We start from the raw sequence: 18,609 nt of genomic DNA, 5'->3' as shown, positions 1-18,609 counted from the left end.
CCGGCTCTTTTCACCAGTCTCCCTTTTAGTCAGGTTGACCTTCCCTTCCCCATCCTTTTCACCCATTATCCCTTTCCGTCAGTTTATATAAAGCGCTGCTTTCATATATTCATAGACAATAAGCCAAAATCAGGCTGGAAATGGTAACGCAAGCACTGCTTTCTGAGCTCAGGGTATATTGGTTGTAGGTAGTATGCATGCATTCCTGACCCGATGGGAGAATAGTCATAAGCTCCTCCATCCATACCCATTCCCTGACTCGACGGGAGAGTACCCGTAAGATCCTACACGCATACCCATTCCCTGACGCGATGGGAGAGTGCTCATAAGAACCTTCACATATGGAGTTCCAGTTCTCCCTTGCGGAGTGGAAAATGGCTCCTGTGCCATGCTGCGGCTTCATATGCGGGTTGACCGCCAAGGGAAATGGAGCGAGCGCTGAAAATTTTGGGACGTGGATCAAAAAAACGCCGCGCGTCCGATGAATCGGCGCATACGGCGCTTTCCCGTTCAATTCCCGTTCTCATTGACGAGGAAGGAATACGGCTCCTCGAGCGTTATCCGGCCCAGCTTGCCTCCGCGCATATCGCGCAGGATGAGGCTTGACGCTTTCTCCAGATTGACGCGTCCGCCAGCCATCAGACATCCGCGCTTGCGGCCGATCGATTCCATGATCTCGACAATCTCATCCTGTTCCCGCCCGCCTTCCGGCGGAATATCGAGGCCGTAGCGTTCATTGAGCCGCTCCCGATACTGGTCGGCCAACTGCTTGATTGTGTAGAACGCGATATCTTCGACATTCAATATCTCATCCTTGATCGCTCCGGTCGCCGCGAGCCGGTAGCCGACTTCCTGGTCCTCGAACTTGGGCCACAAAATGCCCGGCGTATCGAGCAGCTCCATCTCAGACCCGACCTTGATCCACTGCTGCCCCTTGGTGACCCCTGGGCGATCGCCGGTCGCGGCCACGCTGCGGCCAGCCAGCTTGTTGATGAGCGTCGATTTGCCGACATTCGGTATGCCGACAATAAGCGCGCGCACCGGGCGCGGCTTCATCCCCTTGGCGAGCTGGCGCTGAATTTTCTCTTCCAGCAGCTTCCGGGCTTCGCCAGGGATCTGGGCGACGTTCGTGCCTGTCGAGGCGTCGATCGCGAGCGCCGCATGCCCTTCGCCGCGGAACGCCTGCAGCCAACGCGCATTCATTTCCGGATCGGCGAGATCCGCCTTGTTCAATAAAATGAGCCGCGGCTTATTTTGCAAAATGTCGCCAATCATCGGATTGCGGCTGGACATGGGCAACCGCGCGTCCAATAGTTCGATGGCGACATCAATGAGCTTGAGCTTCTCCTGGATCTGCCGCCGGGCGCGCGTCATATGCCCGGGGAACCATTGGATAGTCATCGGCATCCACCTCCTGGTGATTCAGTCTCTGCCTGCCTAGTGGTGTTGTACAAACTTCGCATGCGACAGCGGCCAGAAAATAACATCCGCTCTTCCGATGACGTCCTTCAACGAAATAAATCCAAGCATGCGGCTGTCCGTGCTGTTGTTCCGGTGATCTCCCATCACGAAAATATACCCTTCCGGCACGGTGTTCTTTTGAATCAGATCATTCGGGAAATCGCGGTCATTGTACAGCTCGCCGTTTTTGTGAGCTTCGTCCAGCGCTTCTTGTATGTAAGGTTCTTCAACCTTATTGCCATTGACGTACAGATCGTCGCCGCGGTAGTCAATCGTATCCCCGGCCACGCCGATAACCCGCTTAATCAAATCGCGATTCTCCTCCGGTACGTGGAAGACGACCACTTCCCCGCGCTTCGGCTCACGGAAATCATACAAGACTTTATTCACAATAAGTCGCTCGCCCGTCCAAAAATTCGGTTCCATGGAAGGGCCGTCTACGATAAACGGAGCAAATAACAGCCATCGCACGATGACGACGAGCACCACGGCGATCGCAATCGCTTTCACCCACTCCAGAAGCTCGTTTTTCGTTTGCGTCTTTTTGGTTGGCGGCTCTTCCGCCGCATTCGGTTGCATCATTTGGTCGTGTTGATCCATCGGCAGTGCCCCGCTTTCCTCGAATTGCTGCTATGCAGTCATATCATACGCTATCGGTAGGCAAACATGCAAGTTTCGGCCACTTACGTGGAATAAAATAGCAAAAGGGACTTGCAGCTAAGCAAGCCCCCGGTTCCTTAACGGATTTCTTTGATTCTCGCTGCTTTACCGCGAAGATTGCGAAGATAATAAAGCTTCGCACGACGCACTTTACCACGGCGAGCCACTTCGATTCTATCGATTTTAGGCGTATGAAGCGGGAACGTACGCTCAACACCTACGCCGTAAGAAATCTTACGAACGGTGAATGTTTCGCTGATTCCGCCGCCACGACGCTTAATGACCACACCTTCGAACAACTGGATACGCTCGCGGGATCCCTCGATAACTTTTACATATACTTTCAAAGTATCGCCGGGACGAAAGCTAGGAATATCCTTGCGAAGCTGGTCTTGCGTAATTGCTTGAACGATATTCATCTTGGACTCCCTCCTTCCACACAGGTGTTCATACATCTCGGGAGCGCTCCATGCGCTCGACCTCATCGAATATAGAGGACCACCGTATTCCAAACAACAGAAATAATTCTAGCATACCGTCGAACCGATTACAAGAAAATAATTTATGTATTCAGCGTATTTTCAGTCTGTCCGCGCAAACGGTCTTGTCGAGCGCATAGCGTCATTATTCAGTATGATCCGTTTTCCCGTAAATAAAACAGGCGCTCCATTGCTTTTGTGATGCTCTGCGCCTGGAAGCAAGCGATTGAGCGTGGTGCCGGGCAATTTGCGCTTATTGGTTCGGATCGAACAGCCGGCGCACGGATTCCTCAAAGCTTTGTTCCTCGCGGTCAATGAAGCGACAGGTTATCATCATGCCATATTTCGATAAGCTCCCAGCCGTCCGTCGCCAGGAAGCCTACCTCATCGCCCGCAACCATTGTCTCCGAACAACAGCACATGCTGCAGTTCTGTATGCTCGTCCTCATCATATAAAGCGTCATAAATCTCATCCACTTCAACCAGGCCGCCATAAAAATGAAAATAGGCCCCGTCCCCGTAACCGATATCACTCAAAAATTCAATGCAGTCCTCCAGCACGCCTTCTATCCGTTCTCTTGCTATCTCTTTCTCACTGCATGGTCAATTTGATAGAGCGAAGGAGTTCGGCGAATCTGCGAATCGATTTATATCATGGCATTCGTATCCTCCTATACCATCCCGAATTAGGGCATGCGGACAATAAGGCGTACACAGGCCGCCCAGCATTCACGAGAGCCTAAACGCGGCTTCGGTCCGCAAATACAAAAGACCACTTTCTCCATCAAGGATACCATACCCTGAAGGGAAAGTGGTCTCGTTTGGCCGGATTAACGGTCAGACACGCCTAACTCCAGCCGCATCAAGGCTTCGCTTCCTTCCAATAATCATAGGCATGCACCGCATTGCCGATATAGGCGGTGAAGTCGCCCAATAGTTCAGGGAGAAGAGAGAGCTGCTTCTTCATCTCGGCGCTGCCTTTTTCGAAGAAGGAGATATGGCCGCCTTCCGGGCTCTGCTTCATCTCGACGGTGACGATGAGCGGCTTCCCATGCCGGTCGGCCATGCGCATCTCATCGTCGACAACGGCCGCAATGCCGTTCGAGCCGTCTGCTGTGTTGCGGAACGCCATCATCGACACATGATCCATCGTCCGGATCATCCACTCGCTGACCGACAGCTCCGGCTCGTCAGGCAGGAGCGTCCGATCGAGCCACACGGCCAAATCGATGCTCGTCTCCAGATTCGAATTCCGCTTCGTCTCCTCCACGAACATCTTCATGTTGGCTGTCCATTGGCGCAGCACCTCGTCCTTGCGGCTCGACCAATCCGGAAGCACGTACGGCTCGATATCCAGATGGATGCCATGGAACCGCTCATCCGCTTCCGCCGCGCGGTTATACTTCTTCACGTAGTCGATCAGCCTGCGAATGCGCGGCGCATTATCCTTCAGGGCCCAGCCGGGATGGCCGCCCATGGCGTGCATCTCGATGCCCGCCTCATACGCCTTCTTCACGAGCGAGCGGTAGACTTCGTACGGCTGCTCCAGATCCAACCGGACGTAAAGCAGATTGACGCCTTTGTCCCGGGCAAAGGCGATAATCTCATCCGGCTGGTGAATCGCCAGCTCGGCCCGCCAAATATAGGTGCCGACAATCGGCTTGACGCGTTCAATCGGTGAAGCGTCCGGGACCCAGTCGGGATCCGGAGCAGGTTCAGGCTTACCCGGGTCGTGGTTCGGTTCCGGATCAGGCTTCGGGCCTGGATCGGGCTGTGGATCCGGCTTCGGTTCCGGCTCCGCCGGATCGGGCACATTCGGCTGCTGCGCCAGCAGGTCATTCCAATAGCGGTAATCGTGAACGGCGGTTCCTCCATAGGATGAGTGCCCCGCCAAAGAAGCGCCGATCTGCTTCAAAACGTCGTTCATGGCCGCGGCGCCCTGATTGGCGAAGGTCGTATGCTCTTCTCCCGGCATCGGCTTGGCGTTAATCCCGACCAATACCTTCGTGCCAAGCCGGTCCCCGATAGCCATCTCCTCGCGAATCAGGGCCAGGATGCCATTGTCCCCTTCCAGCTCGTGACGATATGCCATCAGCGTCGTGTAATCAAAGCGCTTCATGACCGATTCCGTCAAAGAAGCATCCGACGGGTCGGTTCCGGCGTAGCCGTCGAACCATACCGGGATGTCCACGCCGAACTCGAGGCTGCCTTCCTTCCGTCCTGCCTCCAGGAAGACATCGAGATTGTCCATCCACGCATGAGCAATCTCATTCGCGTCTTCCTCCCATTGCGGAAGCACATACGGCTCGATGTCAAGATGGATTCCCCGGAACCGCTCATCTTCCGCTGCCTGAGCATTATAATGTTGGATTTTGTGAAGAAAATCCATCATCCGCCCGCGGTACTCCGGCAGCGCCCATGTCGGATCGCCCGCCAGCGCATGCACTTCAATGCCTTCCTTGTCGGCCTGCCGCACGAATTGGCGGTATGCCGATCCCGGAACATCCGGGTGGATATGCAAGTACATTACATCAATCTGATTCTTTTTGGCAAAAGACAACAATTGCTCCGGATCCGAAACGATGCGCTCGGCCTGCCATACCCATGTCGCCCGCTGCGGTTCGTCCGCCTGCGTGAAGCCGGCCATCAGGGCGGCAGATACGATGAGCAGCAGCAGACCGGCCCGGGATGCGAGTCTGTTCATTCGTCTCTCCTCCATTCCTTCCAGTACTCACGGCGGCAGGGCGCAGCATCGTCATAGTTCGATAACAGCTTTTCCCGACAGTTAACGGCGTGTATGCGCTTGTTCAAAATGTGTCTCATCCCCTCCTGTCTGGTACTGTCCTCGAAAACGAAGACATTAAAGGCCTGTTCATGGCGAAAAATGCCGATTGGACAGGTCTTTTTTATTATAAAGGTGGCAAACCCGTAAATATATGTGAAAAAGGGCCCGTTTTCCCCGGACGTCCTGCGGGTGAAAACAAGCCCTTTTTTATGAACCGGAAGTACCGGATAACCGGAACTCCCCCAGCCGCTCGTACATCGGCGTCGCCTGCATATGCGTCCGGAACAGACAGAACCGATCCGCCGTCCATTCCGCCGCCGCGCCGTTCGTATCCGCCTCCAGCATGGCCGGGTCCCATGGCGCAGTGCCCTTATGCTTGCGGGCCATCGTAATATGGGGCCGGTACGGCCTCGCTTCCGGCAGGAAGCCAAGCGGAGAGGTAGTCTCCAGAACCTGATGATGCAGTTCATGAAGCCTATCGATATCTCCGGCGACGGCTGCCCATAGCACCCGCGGCGACTCAGGGAGGCCGAATGTGCCCCATCCGCCCAAGGCCAGCCGGAACGGCGAGCTGCGGGCCGCCGTCCGCTTCAACCCTTCCAGCAGGGGCGCCAGCTTCGACTCCGGAGTGTCGCCGAGAAATTGCAGCGTGATATGGTAGTCCGCAGGATGAACCCAACGGGAAAAAGCCCACTGGCGCCGCGCTTGCTTCGCCCAGTTATCGAGGGCGGCGGTGGCAGGCTCGCCCAGCGGCACGCCGATAAACAGCCGCATCTTGTTTTCCGTATCCGCCATCATCTGCTCACTTCGCCTCCGTCTTATGCGCCGCTTTGAACGACGTTGGATTGAATCCGGTACTATTTTTGAACAGGCGCGAGAAATAATATACATCCAATCCGACCGCATCGGCCACTTCGGTCACCGTCAACGCCGTCGTCAGCAGCAGTTGCTTCGCGCGCTCGATTTTCATCCGGTTCATATATTGAACCGGCGATTCTCCCATATGCTCCCGGAATAAGGTAATGAAGTAATTCGGGTGAAAATGGACCCGTTCCGCCAACTGCTGCACATTCAGCCGCTCCGACAGATGCTCGTTCATCATCTGCAGGGCCACATTCAGCTTGTCCAGCGCCTGGGACGAAGGCAGATCGATGCGTTCCAGCCCCGCCGTCCGGAAGTACAGGCTGAGCAGCTCGATCAGCATCGCCTGCTTGTTCAGCTCCGCCGTCCAGTCTCCGCCTGCATGGCATCGGATGAGCCGCTGGAAATGGCTCTCCGCCTCCCGGAACACGTCGTCCGGCAGCGTAAGGCAGTACGGAATCCGCATCGACTGGAACAAATGGCGCTCGCCGATCAGGGCCGTGAAGTGGCACCAATATTTCTCGTAGGTATCGGCGCTAATCGTTCCATAGGACTGGATGACGCGGGCAGGCATGATCACCATGTGGCCAGACCCGGGATAATAGGCCGTTCCGTCGATCTCGATTCGCCCTTCTCCGCTTCGTATCAAATACATCCGGTTGAACTCCGGCACAAAGTCGGTTTCGCGCCAGCCGGGATTGCATTTCGTGTAGTACGCATCGGTCACGCTCAGCCGCACATTGGCCAGATAACGCTGCAGCAGCTCCGGCTTTCCCATGCTTGCATGCTCCATTCCATAATCTTAATTTTGTCCAAAAACGAATGAATTCTCTCTATCTTCATTATAACCGCTCCATCGTACAATGGGGACAAATAAGGGCAAAGGAGAGAGCAACGATGACGTTAACCGCACGCGAGCAGCGTATACAATGGTTCAATCACGATCGCTTCGGCATGTTTATCCATTGGGGATTATATGCGATTCCCGCCCGAGGCGAATGGGTTTGCAGCTTCGAGCGCATTTCTATCGAGGATTATGAGAAATACTTCAATAGCTTCAATCCGGTGAATTATGATCCGAAAGCGTGGGCCAAGGCCGCCAAAGCCGCAGGCATGAAATATGCGGTCATGACGACCAAGCATCATGACGGCTTCTGTCTGTTCGACAGCGCTCTGACGGATTATAAAGCGACGAATACGCCGGCGGGCAGGGATCTGATTCGCGAATATGCAGACGCTTTCCGGGCCGAAGGGATCAAGGTCGGCTTCTATTACTCGATTATCGACTGGCACCATCCGGACTATCCGGCCTATGGCGATCGCCAGCATCCGATGCGGGACAACGCGGAGTTCAAGGATCGCCCGCAGGACTTCAACCGCTATCTTGACTATATGCACGGCCAGGTGAAGGAGCTGCTGACCAACTACGGGACGATCGACGTGCTCTGGTTCGATTTCTCTTACGAGGATATGACGGGGGAAAAATGGAAGGCGACCGAGCTGGTGAGGATGATTCGCGAGCTGCAGCCGAACGTGTTGATCGACAACCGGTTGGGCGGCAACATCAAGGCCCGCGAGCCGGAAATCTATGCGGGCGACTTCGCTTCGCCGGAGCAGCTCCTGCCGCCGCATGGCATCGTCAACGAAGACGGGAAGCCGATTCCGTGGGAGGCGTGCATCACGCTGAATCATCATTGGGGCTATCACGCGCATGACCGCGACTACAAGACGCCGAAGCAGGTGGTTCGCGGCCTCGTCGAATGCGTGAGCAAGAACGGGAACATGCTGCTGAATGTCGGGCCGAATGCGAAGGGCGAGATTCCGCAGCTATCGCTTGACGTGCTGGCCGAAGTCGGAGCCTGGATGCGGGCGAACGGCGACAGCGTCTACGGCTGCGGGGCGGCAGCCCAGAGCAAGCCGGAGTGGGGACGGTACACGCAAAAAGGCAAAAAGCTGTACGCCCATATTTTGGATCGGGGAATCGGGCCGATCGCGCTGCAGGGCTTGAATGGCCGCGTGAAGGAAGCGCGCTTGCTGGCGGACGGAGCCGAGATCAACATTCAGACGCCGTGGAATGCGGTCGACTATCCGGATTATCTATTCATCAATATTCCGACGGCCCAGCTCCCGGACGACATCGATACCGTCATCGAGCTGACGCTCATGGATGCTGAGTAAGAGAAGACCGCTGGAGGCGTTCTCCAGCGGTCTGTCTTTTGTTCTGCGTTATGTAACTACTCGGGAGTTCGATTTCTGTATTTCCTGAAATCGTAGGTTTCTTTTTCGACATTCAACGTCTTCCCGTTGATGACAAGATGAGTGTCATCGAGCCATTCCATCTTTGCCTTATCGATGTGATAATCCCAATAAATATTTTTGCGGGTTCCTTTTTTTCTGTGAAAATCCAAACGCACTCATGAACGATTATCGTCTTTAAAAAGCAGCAATTTTCTGAGAAATGACCATAAGATGCCCGGTCCACCTTCTTTGAAGGGGCCTTGTTTAAAATCGCTATGTTTCGTCAATGCTGTAAGGTTAGTTGATCTGCATGAGTGGTGCTTGTGGTCCACCTTCGATGTAAATTTGTTTGTTCTTCAGCATGTGGTAAGCAATGATAAGTATCTTACGTGAAATGGCAATGCAAGCTTTTTTCTTTCCTCGTCGTGAAGCAATCTTCCAGAACTTTGTTGCCAAGACCGTGTTTCGTGAGCGAGCGATTGCCCAAGACGCTTCGCATAGTGTCACTTTTGCATGAGGATTGCCTTTTACGCTTTTTGTACTTTTTTTTTGCCTGCACTCTCGTGGTTGCCGGGTGCTACGCCAGCCCAAGAGGCAAGGTGATCTGCGGATGGAAATTGCTCCATATCGGCCCCGATTTCTGCAAGGAGTGCTGCAGCTGTTCGTTCGCTAACACCTGGAATGGTCTGAAGCAGTTCGTACTCCGTCCGATAGGGCTCCAAGTGATCGTTAATTTCGGCTTCCAACCGAGCAATGGACTTCTCTAAGTATTCGATATGCTCCCAACAATCTTTAATCAATCGAATTTGATGCGGGGTCATCGTGCCAAAAAGAGAGTCAGTAACTTCACTTTTTTTGTTCTTGATCGAACCCTTGACGCTCGCTTCAACATCTTCCGCGTCAACGTAACCTTTTTCGATTAAGCGTTGCAACAAACTGCGCCCGGATACACCGAATACGTCTGAGATGACACTGCCTAGCTTGACGTTACCTGCTTCAAGATACTTCTGGATTCGGTTTTTCTCCGCTGTTAGGGAGCCGATTCGTTTTTTTCGAAGTCGGCAGAGGTCCCGTAGCTCCCTTAAGTCCTCGGATGGCACAAAGCTGGGCTCAATTAGACCGACTCGAAGCAGCTTCGCGATCCATTCGGCATCACAAACATCCGTCTTGCGGCCAGGAACATTCTTAATGCGCTGCGCATTCGCCAGTACGACGGTGAAGTAGCCTTCAAGGATGTTGTAGACAGGTTTCCAATAGATTCCCGTGCTCTCCATTGCGATGTGTGTAACGCCTTGGGACTCCAGGTACTTAAGCAGTTCGAAAAGATGTTTGGTCATCGTTCCAAAGGTTCGGATCTCGCTGTGGGCCTCCCCCGCAGCATCTGTGGTCATCACACAAACGACGATTGTCTCTTGGTGAACGTCCATTCCAGCACAGCGTTCAAGCAATACTTCCATCTTGGCTTCCCTCCATAACTGAAATACATGACGGCGGATGAATTCGAGCTTGAGCATTTTTCTGTTCGCGGTTCTCTGATTGGGCATACAGAGCCAGCACAGGTTTGTACACAGAACTCATCCTCAACAGTTTATTTGTCGGGGTTACACCACCATTAAAAAGAACGTGTTTCGCGTCATGTAGTAGCAGTATGGGAAATAGGTCCGACCACTAAACCCTCGCTATTTTCATGCTAGGTTTGCGAACGAGAGTTCATGAATGTTTATTGTTTAACAGTTCTCCGCGAACAACAAAGCCCCCAGTCGCCCCTCCCGCATTGACGAGATAGGCGTTCACTGTATACGTATTGTCAGGCGAGGTGGAGGTGGCAATGAAATCACCTTTCGGTAATAGCAATAAAGTAAAACTGCTCAGGTATAGGTGAATAGCTATGAGGCATACGACAAGTAAAGTGATCCACAGGCCCCATCTTCTTTTCATCATGATTTGTGGTCCTCATTGATCAATTTATTCGCAACCTCTATTCGTACAAAGAAAATCTGTTTTTCATCCTTCGAACTTCAGTTCATCAAATCTCGGTAGCTATTGCTTCTCGTCATATCTGTAATCATAGATGTCCTGCTCTAACATTTAACTTCTTTCCATTAATGATTAGATTGCTTTCATCAATCCATTCAACCTTTGCTTTTTCCTCTCGATATTGCCAGTATATATTTTTATGAGTTCCCTTCTTATTGTTTAGCAACTCCCCCCGAATGGCAAAGCCTCCGGTAGCGCCACCTGCATTTACCAGGTAAACGTTCAGTGTATACGTATTATCGGGGGAATCCGAAGTGGCAATTAACTCGCCTTTTGGAAGCAATAAGAGAGTAAAGCCTTTCAAATAGACGTAGATAACAATGAGACTTACGATAAGTAAAGTGATCCACAAGCCCCATCTTCTTTTCTTTTTCATTTATGAGCCACGTCCCGGAGTTATCAGATTAGTAGCCGCTATCGTATAGAGCAAAACCATCCTTGATCGCTTTAGTATCCTCAATACCATCAAAATACCCACTGATATTATCCCACTCTTGTGTCCCAGAAACAAATGCGGCAAAGCCGCCACCTGCCAAATCGCAAAATATTCCTCCTCTCTATTTTATTTTAAATTACTAGATTTTCTAGTTTATTTCCACAGCTCTTTAGAATAAGTAAATATATTAATTTATGTAATTATATCCCTATTTAGTTTTATATCTTTTTCACGCTTTGGGCTATGCGGTAGTCTTGTCTCCATGCACAGTCTTCGAAAACTTCACATAGGCATCAAGACACGGGGATTGGGCAAGCACGGATACTTTGAATCCAAAGTAAATAATGTGCGCGTCTATGAAATCAAAGATAAGGCTATGCAGGAAGGCAACGAAACGAAGGACTTACATTCCACCAACATCCCGTGGTACTCCATGTGTATATCCGCCACGCACTTTTTTTCATTTTTCCCGTAACAATTGTTCAAAAATAGAGACAGTTTGCCGATATAGTAATTACAAGGAACGCTACAGTTTCTTGGAAATTATCAGGGAGTGATTGATATGACAATCTTCATCGCAGTATTGGAATTCCTTGGGGCGGTTATTCCTCCATTGATTGATCTGCTGCAGAAGTTCGTCGCTTAAGTCGGACGATCTGCAATTTACTCCCACACCCTAGTAGCCCATGAACTATGGCATATTCGCCTTGGTTCATGGGCTTTCCTTGCATTCTGACGAGCCAGAGAATCCCAAATGCCGCAAAAAAGAGCACATCCCGGGGAAGTGCTCTTTTGCGCTATTCCTGATTTGCTTCATTCGCCTGCCGTTCCGCGATGATGCGTTCCAGCAGCTTCTGATCCGCTTCGCCCAGTTCGATGGACTCGAGCAGATCCGGACGCCGTTCCACGGTGCGCCGCAGGGACTGCTCTTTGCGCCACTGCTCCACGTTCGCGTGGTGACCGCTCAACAGCACATCCGGCACCGTCCAGCCGCGGAAATCAGCCGGCCGCGTATAATGCGGATATTCCAGCAGGCCGGTGCTGAATGAATCCGTCACCGCCGAAGATTCATTGCCCAGCACGCCCGGCAGAAGGCGCACGACGGAATCGGTGACGACCATTGCCGGCAACTCGCCGCCGGTCAGCACATAATCGCCGATCGACAGCTCGTCGGTAACGAGATGCTCGCGGATCCGTTCATCGTAGCCTTCATAATGGCCGCAGATCAAGATCAGATGCGATTCCTGCGCCAGCTCCTCCGCCTTCGCCTGGGTGAACGGCTCGCCCTGCGGACACATCAAGATGACCCGCGGCCGCTTCCGTTCCGGGCGGTTCGGGCCATTCGGTCCGTCCGAATCACTTCGAACATTCGGGACATGCGAATCGTCCGCCTCCGGGGCTTCCCCTTCCTTAGGAAGCCGCGCCTGCTCCGCCTGCGCGATTACCGCTTCGACAGCCGCGAATATCGGCTCCGGCTTCAGCACCATGCCCCCGCCCCCGCCGTACGGATAATCGTCCACGGTCTGATGCTTGTTCCCGGAATAGTCCCGGAAGTTGACCGCATGCAAGGTGACGAGCCCTTTTTCCTGCGCTTTCCCCAAAATGCTAGATCGGAACACGCCCTCGCACATTTCCGGAAAGATCGTCAATACATCGATGCGCATTACAGAAGTCCCTCCATCAGATGGACCTTCACCAGCTTGCCGGGAATATCGACGTCGAGGATGACATCCGGAATGGCCGGAAGCAGAATCGGCTTACCCTTTGCAGGCTTGACGACCCAGACATCATTCGCGCCCGGCGCCAGAATTTCGCTAATCACGCCCAGCTCTTTCTCCTCATCGGTTACGACGCGGCAGCCGATAATCTCATGATAGTAGTATTCGTTCTCCGGCAGCTCCTTCTGCTGATCGGCGGTAACATAGAGACTCCAGCCCTTATAGCGCTCCACGTCATTGATGTTGTCGAAATTTTTGAATTTGACAATATAGACATTTTTCTGCGGCCGCGCGCGTTCCACGGTGACGGTGAACGACTCCTTCGTCTCCGGGTGCAGCAAAATCAGCTCGCTGCCCGAGGCGAAGCGCTCCTCCGGGAAGTCGGTGCTCGCCAATATTTTGACATCGCCGCGAATACCGTGGGTATTGACCAGCTTGCCGACGGTATACAATTGTTCAGACATCACGTCTCGATCCTCCTGCTATTACGTCTGCCTAAAGGTAGTTCAACAAGCACTTATAAGTGTATCACAATTTCTTCCTCTATACGAAAAAGGGTTAGGATCTCATCCTAACCCGATTCGTCATGATTAAGAAATAATGTCTACGGCAACCCTTTTTGGAAGCGTAACGGCTGCCGATGTGACGACCGTGCGAAGCGCCTTGGCAATGCGACCTTGCTTCCCGATCACCTTCCCGACATCGTCAGGATGGACGTGAAGCTCATACACGATGATATGGTCTTTCTCCACGGCCTTCACACGGACCTCCTCCGGATGATCGACCAAAGCGCGTGCGATAACATACACTAACTCTTCCATTCGCGACCCTCCGAACGGTTAGATTACTTCTGGTATTTTTGCTCATGGAACTTCTTCATGACGCCAGCTTGGCTAAGCAAGTTGCGAACGGTGTCAGAAGCTTGTGCCCCTGTTTGCAGCCATTTCAACGCTTTTTCTTCGTCGATGTTAACGACTGCCGGTTGAGCTACCGGATTGTAGTAACCGATTTCTTCGATGAATCGACCATCACGCGGAGAGCGGGAGTCAGATACAACGACACGATAGAACGGAGCTTTGTGAGCACCGATACGTTTCAGACGGATACGTACTGCCACGACTTTCACCTCCTTAACGGAATTCGGTTCGTTATGGGGAACCGGCCCTATGCATCAGCGGAAAGGAAATCTCATTCCCTTGCCGGCCTTGCTCTTCAAATTCTTCATCATCTTCGGACCTTTCGGCCCCATCATCGGTGAACTGCTTCATCATCCGGCGCATCTCGTCAAATTGCTTAATCAGCCGGTTGACGTCGGCCAGCGACGTTCCGCTGCCGGCAGCGATACGCTTGCGGCGGCTGTGATTGATAATATCGGGATCTTGCCGCTCTTCATTCGTCATCGAGCGCACAATCGCCTCGATTCGGCCCATCTGGCGTTCATCCACCTTCAGATTGGCCGTCTGCTTCATCTTGTTCATGCCCGGAATCATATCCAAAATCTGATCGATTGGCCCGAGCTTCTTCACCTGCTGCATCTGCTCCAGGAAATCGTCGAACGTAAATGCGGCGTTGCGCATTTTCATCTCCATTTCCTTCGCCTTGTCCGCATCGATGTTCGCCTGCGCCTTCTCGATGAGCGACAGCATGTCCCCCATGCCGAGAATCCGGGACGCCATCCGCTCCGGATGGAACGGCTCAAGCGCATCGATCTTCTCGCCGAGAGCGGCGAACTTGATCGGACAGCCTGTCACGGCCTTGACCGACAGCGCCGCGCCGCCGCGCGTATCGCCGTCCAGCTTCGTCAGCACGACGCCGGTAAGCGCCAATTGCTGGTTGAAGCTCTCCGCGACATTGACCGCATCCTGACCGGTCATCGCATCGACGACGAGCAGAACTTCGTCCGGATTCACCGTCTCGTGAATCAGCTTCAGTTCCTCCATCAGCGCTTCATCGATATGCAAGCGGCCCGCCGTATCGACGATAACATAGTCGAGGTGGTTGGCGCGCGCATGCTCCATCGCCTGGCGCGCAATCTCTACCGGGCTGACCTGATCGCCCAGGGAGAAGACCGGCACATTAATCTGCGCGCCGAGCACCTCCAGCTGCTTGATGGCGGCTGGCCGATATATGTCGGCCGCGACCAGCAGCGGCTTATGGTTCTGCTTCTGCAGCAGCTTCGCCAGCTTCCCGGACGTAGTCGTCTTCCCGGCGCCTTGCAAGCCGGCCATCATGATGACCGTCGGCGGCTTGTTCGCCTTGGCCAGCTTGGCGGCCGTTCCGCCCATCAGCTCGGTCAGTTCCTTGTTGACGATGTCAACGATGACCATGCCCGGCGTGAAGCTCTTCATCACTTCCTGGCCGACCGCCTTCTCCTTCACCTTATTGATGAATTCCTTGACGACCTTGAAGTTGACATCGGCCTCCAGCAGCGCGAGACGCACCTCGCGCATCGCTTCGTTGACGTCGTCTTCGGTTACTTTTCCCTTGCCGCGCAGCTTGCCGAACACATTCTGCAGCCGGCTCGTTAGTCCTTCAAATGCCATTCCTATTCACCCCGTTCCCTTAATCCAACGCCTGCAGTTCACGGATAATCTTCTGCAGTTCCGCACGCTGCGGGTCGGGCATACCCATTATCTCATTCAATTCGTCGCGCAGCGCATCCAGCAGCTGCTTCCGGCGTTCATACTTCGCTACCAATCCGAGCTTGCTCTCATACGAGCCGAGCGTCTGCTCCGCCCGCTTAATATGTTCATACACCGCCTGGCGGCTAATGCCGAATTCAGCGGCGATCTCGCCTAATGAAAAATCGTCTTGAAAATAACATTTCAGGAACGTCTGCTGCTTCTCCGTCAAGAGAGGTTCGTAGAAATCGAACAGCATGTTGACGCGGTTCGTCTTCTCCAGAACATGTTCCTCGTTCATCCGGGCCACTCCTTTCGTCAAGGAAAAAACCTTTACAGCCCATCAACGTTCCTAATCATATCCGAATCCGGCAGCCATGTCAAGGGATCAACCTTAACATTCGCACATTTCTTTTTTTGCATATTGACTGTAACGTTACGTCACCCTTTATAATGGGCGTGTTCAAAAAGGCGGGTTTTCAGCACCAAGAAGGTTGCTTGAACTCGAAGAAGGAGCAGCGGAATGTAGGCGAGACTACATGAGCAGAGGACTTCAAGAGTGAATGCAAGATTCGATGTCGAATCTACTTTCCGTCCTGCTTCGTGATCAAAAGTTGCCTTTTTGAACTACCTCTAATAGTAAGGCATGAAGGGGGCGATGAAGCGATGGCCTGCACCGTAAATGAAGTAGCGAAGCTGTCCGGCGTCACGATCCGGACATTGCGGTATTACGACCAGATCGGACTGCTGAAGCCGGCCTATGTCGGGGAGAACGGATACCGCTATTATGAAGACGATCAGCTTCGGCGGCTTCAGCATATTTTGTTTTTTCGGGAGCTGGATCTCCCGTTGACGGACATTCAGGCCTTGATGCAATCGGATACCTTCGACCAGAAGGCCGCTCTCCAGCAGCACCGCCAGTTGTTGACCGAGCGAATCGAGCGGCTGCAGCGGCTGGTGGCCACGCTGGATCGGACGATACAAGACACGGAAGGAGATCAAGCCATGAACGCAGAGCAATGGTTCGACGGATTTGACCGCAGCAAGCAGGAGAAGTATGTAGAGGAATTGAAGGAAAGATACGGGGCGGGCGCGGAGCGCCATATCCGGGAGAGCGAGGAGCGAACCAAGGCCTGGTCCCGCAGCGAATGGCAGGATGTGCAGGAGGAGTCTGAACGCATTCACGAACGCATCGCCGCCCTCATTCGCGAGGGCTGTCCGCCGGATAGCGATCCGATTCAGGAGGTTATCGCCGAGCACTTCCAATGGGTGAGCCGCTTCTACACCCCGACGCGCGAGGTCTATGCAGGCTTGGGCGAATTGTACGTGGATCACGCCGATTTCCGCAAGCTGTACGACCGCTTCCACCCTGCTTTGGCGGAGACGCTGCGCGACGCCATGCGCATTTATGCCGAGCGTCATCTATAGAATTCGCCATGCCAAGAGACGCCATGCCTCGCAGAAATGCGGCCGGCATGGCTTCCTTTCTATCAATAGGCCGCAAGCATCCATCCAAGCAGAACATAGCGGTAAATGCATGCGAAATGCAGTCCCGCCCCCGCCAGCACGAACAGATGCCAGATCGCATGGTGATACGGAAGCTTTTCCCAGACAAAAAAGACAATGCCCGCCGTATAGCTGATGCCTCCGCATACGAGCAGGACAAGACCTGCCGGCGGCAGCACGGCGGACAGCTCCGGCCAGGCCGCGAAGATGAGCCAACCCATCGCGAGATAACCGAGCGTCGAAATCCACATGTACCGCCCCGTATTGTATCGCTTCAATATAATGCCGGCAACCGCCGTTCCCCAGATGGCCCCCAGCAGCTTCCAGCCGAAATCATTCCGCATATACACAAGCAGAAACGGCGTGTAGTTCCCGCCAATGAATACATAAATGGACATATGATCCGCCATCGTCAGCCATGTTTTTCGTTCTCCTTCAGGGGCGCTGTGCATGATCGTCGATATGGCGAACATCATCACGAGCGTCAGCCCATACACGCTCGCGCTGACGATATGCCATACCGTCCCATGACTTATTCCCGCATCCGCCAACAGAGCCAACGCGCCAAGGCTGCATACCATTCCGATGCCGTGTATAAGCGCTCGCCCTTTCGTCTCTTCGCTTCATCCGTGCCGGCCGATCCATCATTCGGGTTCCCTCCTTGCCGTGTTCTGCCTGCCGCCCGCATCATCTGGGCGGAGTACATTATATGCAGGCGGTCGGCGGCGGTGCGGAAGCCTCGGATCGCGCAGCCCCTCCCGCGGCATGGAGTCCACGGGAGGGGCAGTCGCCCGAAACTATCGGGTTGTCGCTAACGATTAACCGTGCCGCTCCTTGATGAAGCGAATCGCTTCCCGCGTCTCATCCAAATACTGCACGGTCTCGTCATATTGGCGGGAGGCGACGCACATGAACAGCACATCGATAATGTGAAGCTGGGCAAGCCGGGAGGACGTCGCGGCGCTGCGGAACGTCGCTTCCTTCGTCGCCGAAATGTACAGGTTGATGCGCGCTTCCGCGGCCACCGGCGAATCCCCGTAATGGGTCAGGCTGACCGTCTGGCAGCCCTTCGCATTGGCCAGCTTCAGCAGGTCGACCACTTCCAAGGTCTCTCCGGAATAGGAAATGCCGAACACGACATCCTCTTCCGTCATGTTCGCAATATTCATCGCGGCCACATGCAGATCCGTAAATGCAGTGGCCGGCTTGTTGACCCGGAGAAATTTTTGCTGCGCATCCATGCCGATAATCGACGAGGCACCCACGCCGAAGAAATGGATGCTGCGCGCCCGGATGAACAGCTCGGCCACCGCGGCCATATCGTGAAGATTGACAATCTCCGATGTCTCCCGCAGCGCCTGAATGCTGTTATTCGTCATGGTCGCCAATACCGTGTCGACCTGCTCGTTCGGCTTGATGTCGCGGTACCCTTCGCTCTCCGACTTATTCAAATCTCCGACGATGCGCAGCTTCAATTCCTGAAAGCCCTTTAACTTCAGCGATTTGCATAAGCGGATGACGGCAGCGCTGCTGGCATTGCATTTCTCTCCCAGCTCGGAAGCGGTCAGCGAGATCGCCTCTTCGGGATGCGTCAAAATATACGACGCGATTTTCCTCTCGGACGGAGGCAGCTTGCCCAGCATATCGGACAGCATAATCAGGCCGCCTTTCGTCGGTGAAGCAAACATGGTTGGTTCCCCCTTTCGTTCCGCGGACACTAACTCGGATGCTTGTCCGCTCCAAATATCGCATCCTGTTGTCTTGTATCTTACCGTGCGGGACGGTTGAACGCCATTCGTATCTGTTT

Annotated in this window: 20 protein-coding genes and 2 pseudogenes; 2 read left to right on the top strand and 20 right to left on the bottom strand. The window is 53.6% G+C overall.

Going from position 1 to position 18,609, the window contains the following annotated elements; genetic code table 11:
- Nucleotides 1-510 precede the first annotated feature (510 nt).
- The 7 genes from ylqF to OCY70_RS04870 all read right to left on the bottom strand — a co-directional run bounded on the left by ylqF (nucleotide 511) and on the right by OCY70_RS04870 (nucleotide 7,024).
- Nucleotides 511-1,401: a ribosome biogenesis GTPase YlqF gene (gene ylqF, locus OCY70_RS04900; protein ID WP_213430604.1), complete on the bottom strand. Its 891-nt coding sequence runs from the start codon at nucleotides 1,399-1,401 to the stop codon at nucleotides 511-513.
- Nucleotides 1,402-1,437: 36 nt separating this feature from the next.
- Entirely contained in the window at nucleotides 1,438-2,061 is a 624-nt protein-coding gene (lepB, locus tag OCY70_RS04895; protein ID WP_213430605.1) for a signal peptidase I, read from the bottom strand.
- Between the two features lie 137 nt (nucleotides 2,062-2,198).
- Nucleotides 2,199-2,540 carry a 50S ribosomal protein L19 gene (gene rplS / locus OCY70_RS04890; protein ID WP_006676652.1) on the bottom strand — a complete coding sequence of 114 codons (342 nt, stop codon included), beginning with the start codon at nucleotides 2,538-2,540 and terminating at the stop codon, nucleotides 2,199-2,201.
- A gap of 444 nt (nucleotides 2,541-2,984) precedes the next feature.
- Nucleotides 2,985-3,137, bottom strand: coding sequence for a hypothetical protein (locus OCY70_RS04885; RefSeq protein WP_213430606.1), 153 nt, complete (start codon nucleotides 3,135-3,137; stop codon nucleotides 2,985-2,987).
- A 325-nt stretch (nucleotides 3,138-3,462) separates the two neighbouring features.
- Entirely contained in the window at nucleotides 3,463-5,304 is a 1,842-nt protein-coding gene (locus tag OCY70_RS04880) for a hypothetical protein (protein WP_261944721.1), read from the bottom strand.
- 288 nt (nucleotides 5,305-5,592) lie between these two features.
- The gene (thpR, locus tag OCY70_RS04875; RefSeq protein WP_213430608.1) at nucleotides 5,593-6,183 is read right to left on the bottom strand and encodes an RNA 2',3'-cyclic phosphodiesterase; all 591 of its coding nucleotides are present in this window, start codon (nucleotides 6,181-6,183) and stop codon (nucleotides 5,593-5,595) included.
- Nucleotides 6,184-6,187: 4 nt separating this feature from the next.
- Nucleotides 6,188-7,024: a helix-turn-helix domain-containing protein gene (locus tag OCY70_RS04870; protein ID WP_213430609.1), complete on the bottom strand. Its 837-nt coding sequence runs from the start codon at nucleotides 7,022-7,024 to the stop codon at nucleotides 6,188-6,190.
- 119 nt (nucleotides 7,025-7,143) lie between these two features.
- Here OCY70_RS04870 and OCY70_RS04865 point away from each other — a divergent pair, with 119 nt between their 5' ends.
- Nucleotides 7,144-8,424: an alpha-L-fucosidase gene (locus OCY70_RS04865; protein WP_213430610.1), complete on the top strand. Its 1,281-nt coding sequence runs from the start codon at nucleotides 7,144-7,146 to the stop codon at nucleotides 8,422-8,424.
- 56 nt (nucleotides 8,425-8,480) lie between these two features.
- On the opposite strand, the gene OCY70_RS35985 is transcribed toward OCY70_RS04865, so the two are convergent.
- The 11 genes and pseudogenes from OCY70_RS35985 to OCY70_RS04820 form a co-directional block, all read right to left on the bottom strand.
- Nucleotides 8,481-8,660, bottom strand: coding sequence for a DUF5412 family protein (locus tag OCY70_RS35985; protein ID WP_373871524.1), 180 nt, complete (start codon nucleotides 8,658-8,660; stop codon nucleotides 8,481-8,483).
- 121 nt (nucleotides 8,661-8,781) lie between these two features.
- Nucleotides 8,782-9,941, bottom strand: a pseudogene (locus OCY70_RS04860) (IS110 family transposase).
- Between the two features lie 253 nt (nucleotides 9,942-10,194).
- Nucleotides 10,195-10,422: a DUF5412 family protein gene (locus OCY70_RS35980; protein ID WP_373871527.1), complete on the bottom strand. Its 228-nt coding sequence runs from the start codon at nucleotides 10,420-10,422 to the stop codon at nucleotides 10,195-10,197.
- A gap of 127 nt (nucleotides 10,423-10,549) precedes the next feature.
- On the bottom strand, nucleotides 10,550-10,897 hold the full coding sequence (locus tag OCY70_RS04855; protein ID WP_249725563.1) for a DUF5412 domain-containing protein: 348 nt from the start codon (nucleotides 10,895-10,897) through the stop codon (nucleotides 10,550-10,552).
- A gap of 28 nt (nucleotides 10,898-10,925) precedes the next feature.
- Nucleotides 10,926-11,057 (bottom strand): hypothetical protein, encoded by a 132-nt coding sequence (locus tag OCY70_RS04850; protein ID WP_261944722.1) that lies wholly within the window; start codon nucleotides 11,055-11,057, stop codon nucleotides 10,926-10,928.
- Nucleotides 11,058-11,754: 697 nt separating this feature from the next.
- Complete coding sequence (gene trmD / locus OCY70_RS04845) at nucleotides 11,755-12,621, bottom strand: tRNA (guanosine(37)-N1)-methyltransferase TrmD (RefSeq protein WP_213430738.1); 867 nt, start codon at nucleotides 12,619-12,621, stop codon at nucleotides 11,755-11,757.
- Complete coding sequence (rimM, locus tag OCY70_RS04840; RefSeq protein ID WP_213430737.1) at nucleotides 12,621-13,139, bottom strand: ribosome maturation factor RimM; 519 nt, start codon at nucleotides 13,137-13,139, stop codon at nucleotides 12,621-12,623. Before rimM ends, trmD begins: the two co-directional genes overlap by 1 nt.
- 126 nt (nucleotides 13,140-13,265) lie before the next feature.
- Entirely contained in the window at nucleotides 13,266-13,496 is a 231-nt protein-coding gene (locus OCY70_RS04835) for a KH domain-containing protein (RefSeq protein WP_168182982.1), read from the bottom strand.
- A 23-nt stretch (nucleotides 13,497-13,519) separates the two neighbouring features.
- Nucleotides 13,520-13,792 (bottom strand): 30S ribosomal protein S16, encoded by a 273-nt coding sequence (gene rpsP, locus OCY70_RS04830; RefSeq protein ID WP_006676643.1) that lies wholly within the window; start codon nucleotides 13,790-13,792, stop codon nucleotides 13,520-13,522.
- 54 nt (nucleotides 13,793-13,846) lie between these two features.
- A pseudogene (gene ffh / locus OCY70_RS04825) lies at nucleotides 13,847-15,218 on the bottom strand (signal recognition particle protein).
- Between the two features lie 19 nt (nucleotides 15,219-15,237).
- Complete coding sequence (locus OCY70_RS04820; protein WP_087443022.1) at nucleotides 15,238-15,597, bottom strand: putative DNA-binding protein; 360 nt, start codon at nucleotides 15,595-15,597, stop codon at nucleotides 15,238-15,240.
- Nucleotides 15,598-15,962: 365 nt separating this feature from the next.
- On the opposite strand from OCY70_RS04820, the gene OCY70_RS04815 reads away from it, so the two are divergent.
- Entirely contained in the window at nucleotides 15,963-16,724 is a 762-nt protein-coding gene (locus OCY70_RS04815) for a MerR family transcriptional regulator (RefSeq protein ID WP_213430735.1), read from the top strand.
- A gap of 62 nt (nucleotides 16,725-16,786) precedes the next feature.
- On the opposite strand, the gene trhA is transcribed toward OCY70_RS04815, so the two are convergent.
- Nucleotides 16,787-17,383, bottom strand: coding sequence for a PAQR family membrane homeostasis protein TrhA (gene trhA, locus OCY70_RS04810; RefSeq protein WP_213430734.1), 597 nt, complete (start codon nucleotides 17,381-17,383; stop codon nucleotides 16,787-16,789).
- A 237-nt stretch (nucleotides 17,384-17,620) separates the two neighbouring features.
- A complete protein-coding gene (locus tag OCY70_RS04805; RefSeq protein WP_213430733.1) occupies nucleotides 17,621-18,490 on the bottom strand; it encodes a MurR/RpiR family transcriptional regulator in 870 nt (289 codons plus the stop codon).
- Nucleotides 18,491-18,609: the final 119 nt, after the last annotated feature.

Origin of the sequence: Paenibacillus melissococcoides, from assembly GCA_944800085.1 — a bacterium.
GTDB lineage: Bacteria > Bacillota > Bacilli > Paenibacillales > Paenibacillaceae > Paenibacillus_B > Paenibacillus_B melissococcoides.
Note: the sequence above shows the minus strand (reverse complement) of the source record. Positions and strands in the feature narration are given on the sequence as shown.

Coding starts and splice junctions, on each gene's coding strand:
- ylqF (WP_213430604.1), bottom strand. CDS start 1,401: ATGACTATCCAATGGTTCCCCGGGCATATGACGCGCGCCCGGCGGCAG.
- lepB (WP_213430605.1), bottom strand. CDS start 2,061: ATGGATCAACACGACCAAATGATGCAACCGAATGCGGCGGAAGAGCCG.
- rplS (WP_006676652.1), bottom strand. CDS start 2,540: ATGAATATCGTTCAAGCAATTACGCAAGACCAGCTTCGCAAGGATATT.
- OCY70_RS04880 (WP_261944721.1), bottom strand. CDS start 5,304: ATGAACAGACTCGCATCCCGGGCCGGTCTGCTGCTGCTCATCGTATCT.
- thpR (WP_213430608.1), bottom strand. CDS start 6,183: ATGATGGCGGATACGGAAAACAAGATGCGGCTGTTTATCGGCGTGCCG.
- OCY70_RS04870 (WP_213430609.1), bottom strand. CDS start 7,024: ATGGGAAAGCCGGAGCTGCTGCAGCGTTATCTGGCCAATGTGCGGCTG.
- OCY70_RS04865 (WP_213430610.1), top strand. CDS start 7,144: ATGACGTTAACCGCACGCGAGCAGCGTATACAATGGTTCAATCACGAT.
- OCY70_RS35980 (WP_373871527.1), bottom strand. CDS start 10,422: ATGAAAAGAAGATGGGGCCTGTGGATCACTTTACTTGTCGTATGCCTC.
- OCY70_RS04855 (WP_249725563.1), bottom strand. CDS start 10,897: ATGAAAAAGAAAAGAAGATGGGGCTTGTGGATCACTTTACTTATCGTA.
- trmD (WP_213430738.1), bottom strand. CDS start 12,621: ATGCGCATCGATGTATTGACGATCTTTCCGGAAATGTGCGAGGGCGTG.
- rimM (WP_213430737.1), bottom strand. CDS start 13,139: ATGTCTGAACAATTGTATACCGTCGGCAAGCTGGTCAATACCCACGGT.
- OCY70_RS04835 (WP_168182982.1), bottom strand. CDS start 13,496: ATGGAAGAGTTAGTGTATGTTATCGCACGCGCTTTGGTCGATCATCCG.
- OCY70_RS04820 (WP_087443022.1), bottom strand. CDS start 15,597: ATGAACGAGGAACATGTTCTGGAGAAGACGAACCGCGTCAACATGCTG.
- OCY70_RS04815 (WP_213430735.1), top strand. CDS start 15,963: ATGGCCTGCACCGTAAATGAAGTAGCGAAGCTGTCCGGCGTCACGATC.
- trhA (WP_213430734.1), bottom strand. CDS start 17,383: ATGGTATGCAGCCTTGGCGCGTTGGCTCTGTTGGCGGATGCGGGAATA.
- OCY70_RS04805 (WP_213430733.1), bottom strand. CDS start 18,490: ATGTTTGCTTCACCGACGAAAGGCGGCCTGATTATGCTGTCCGATATG.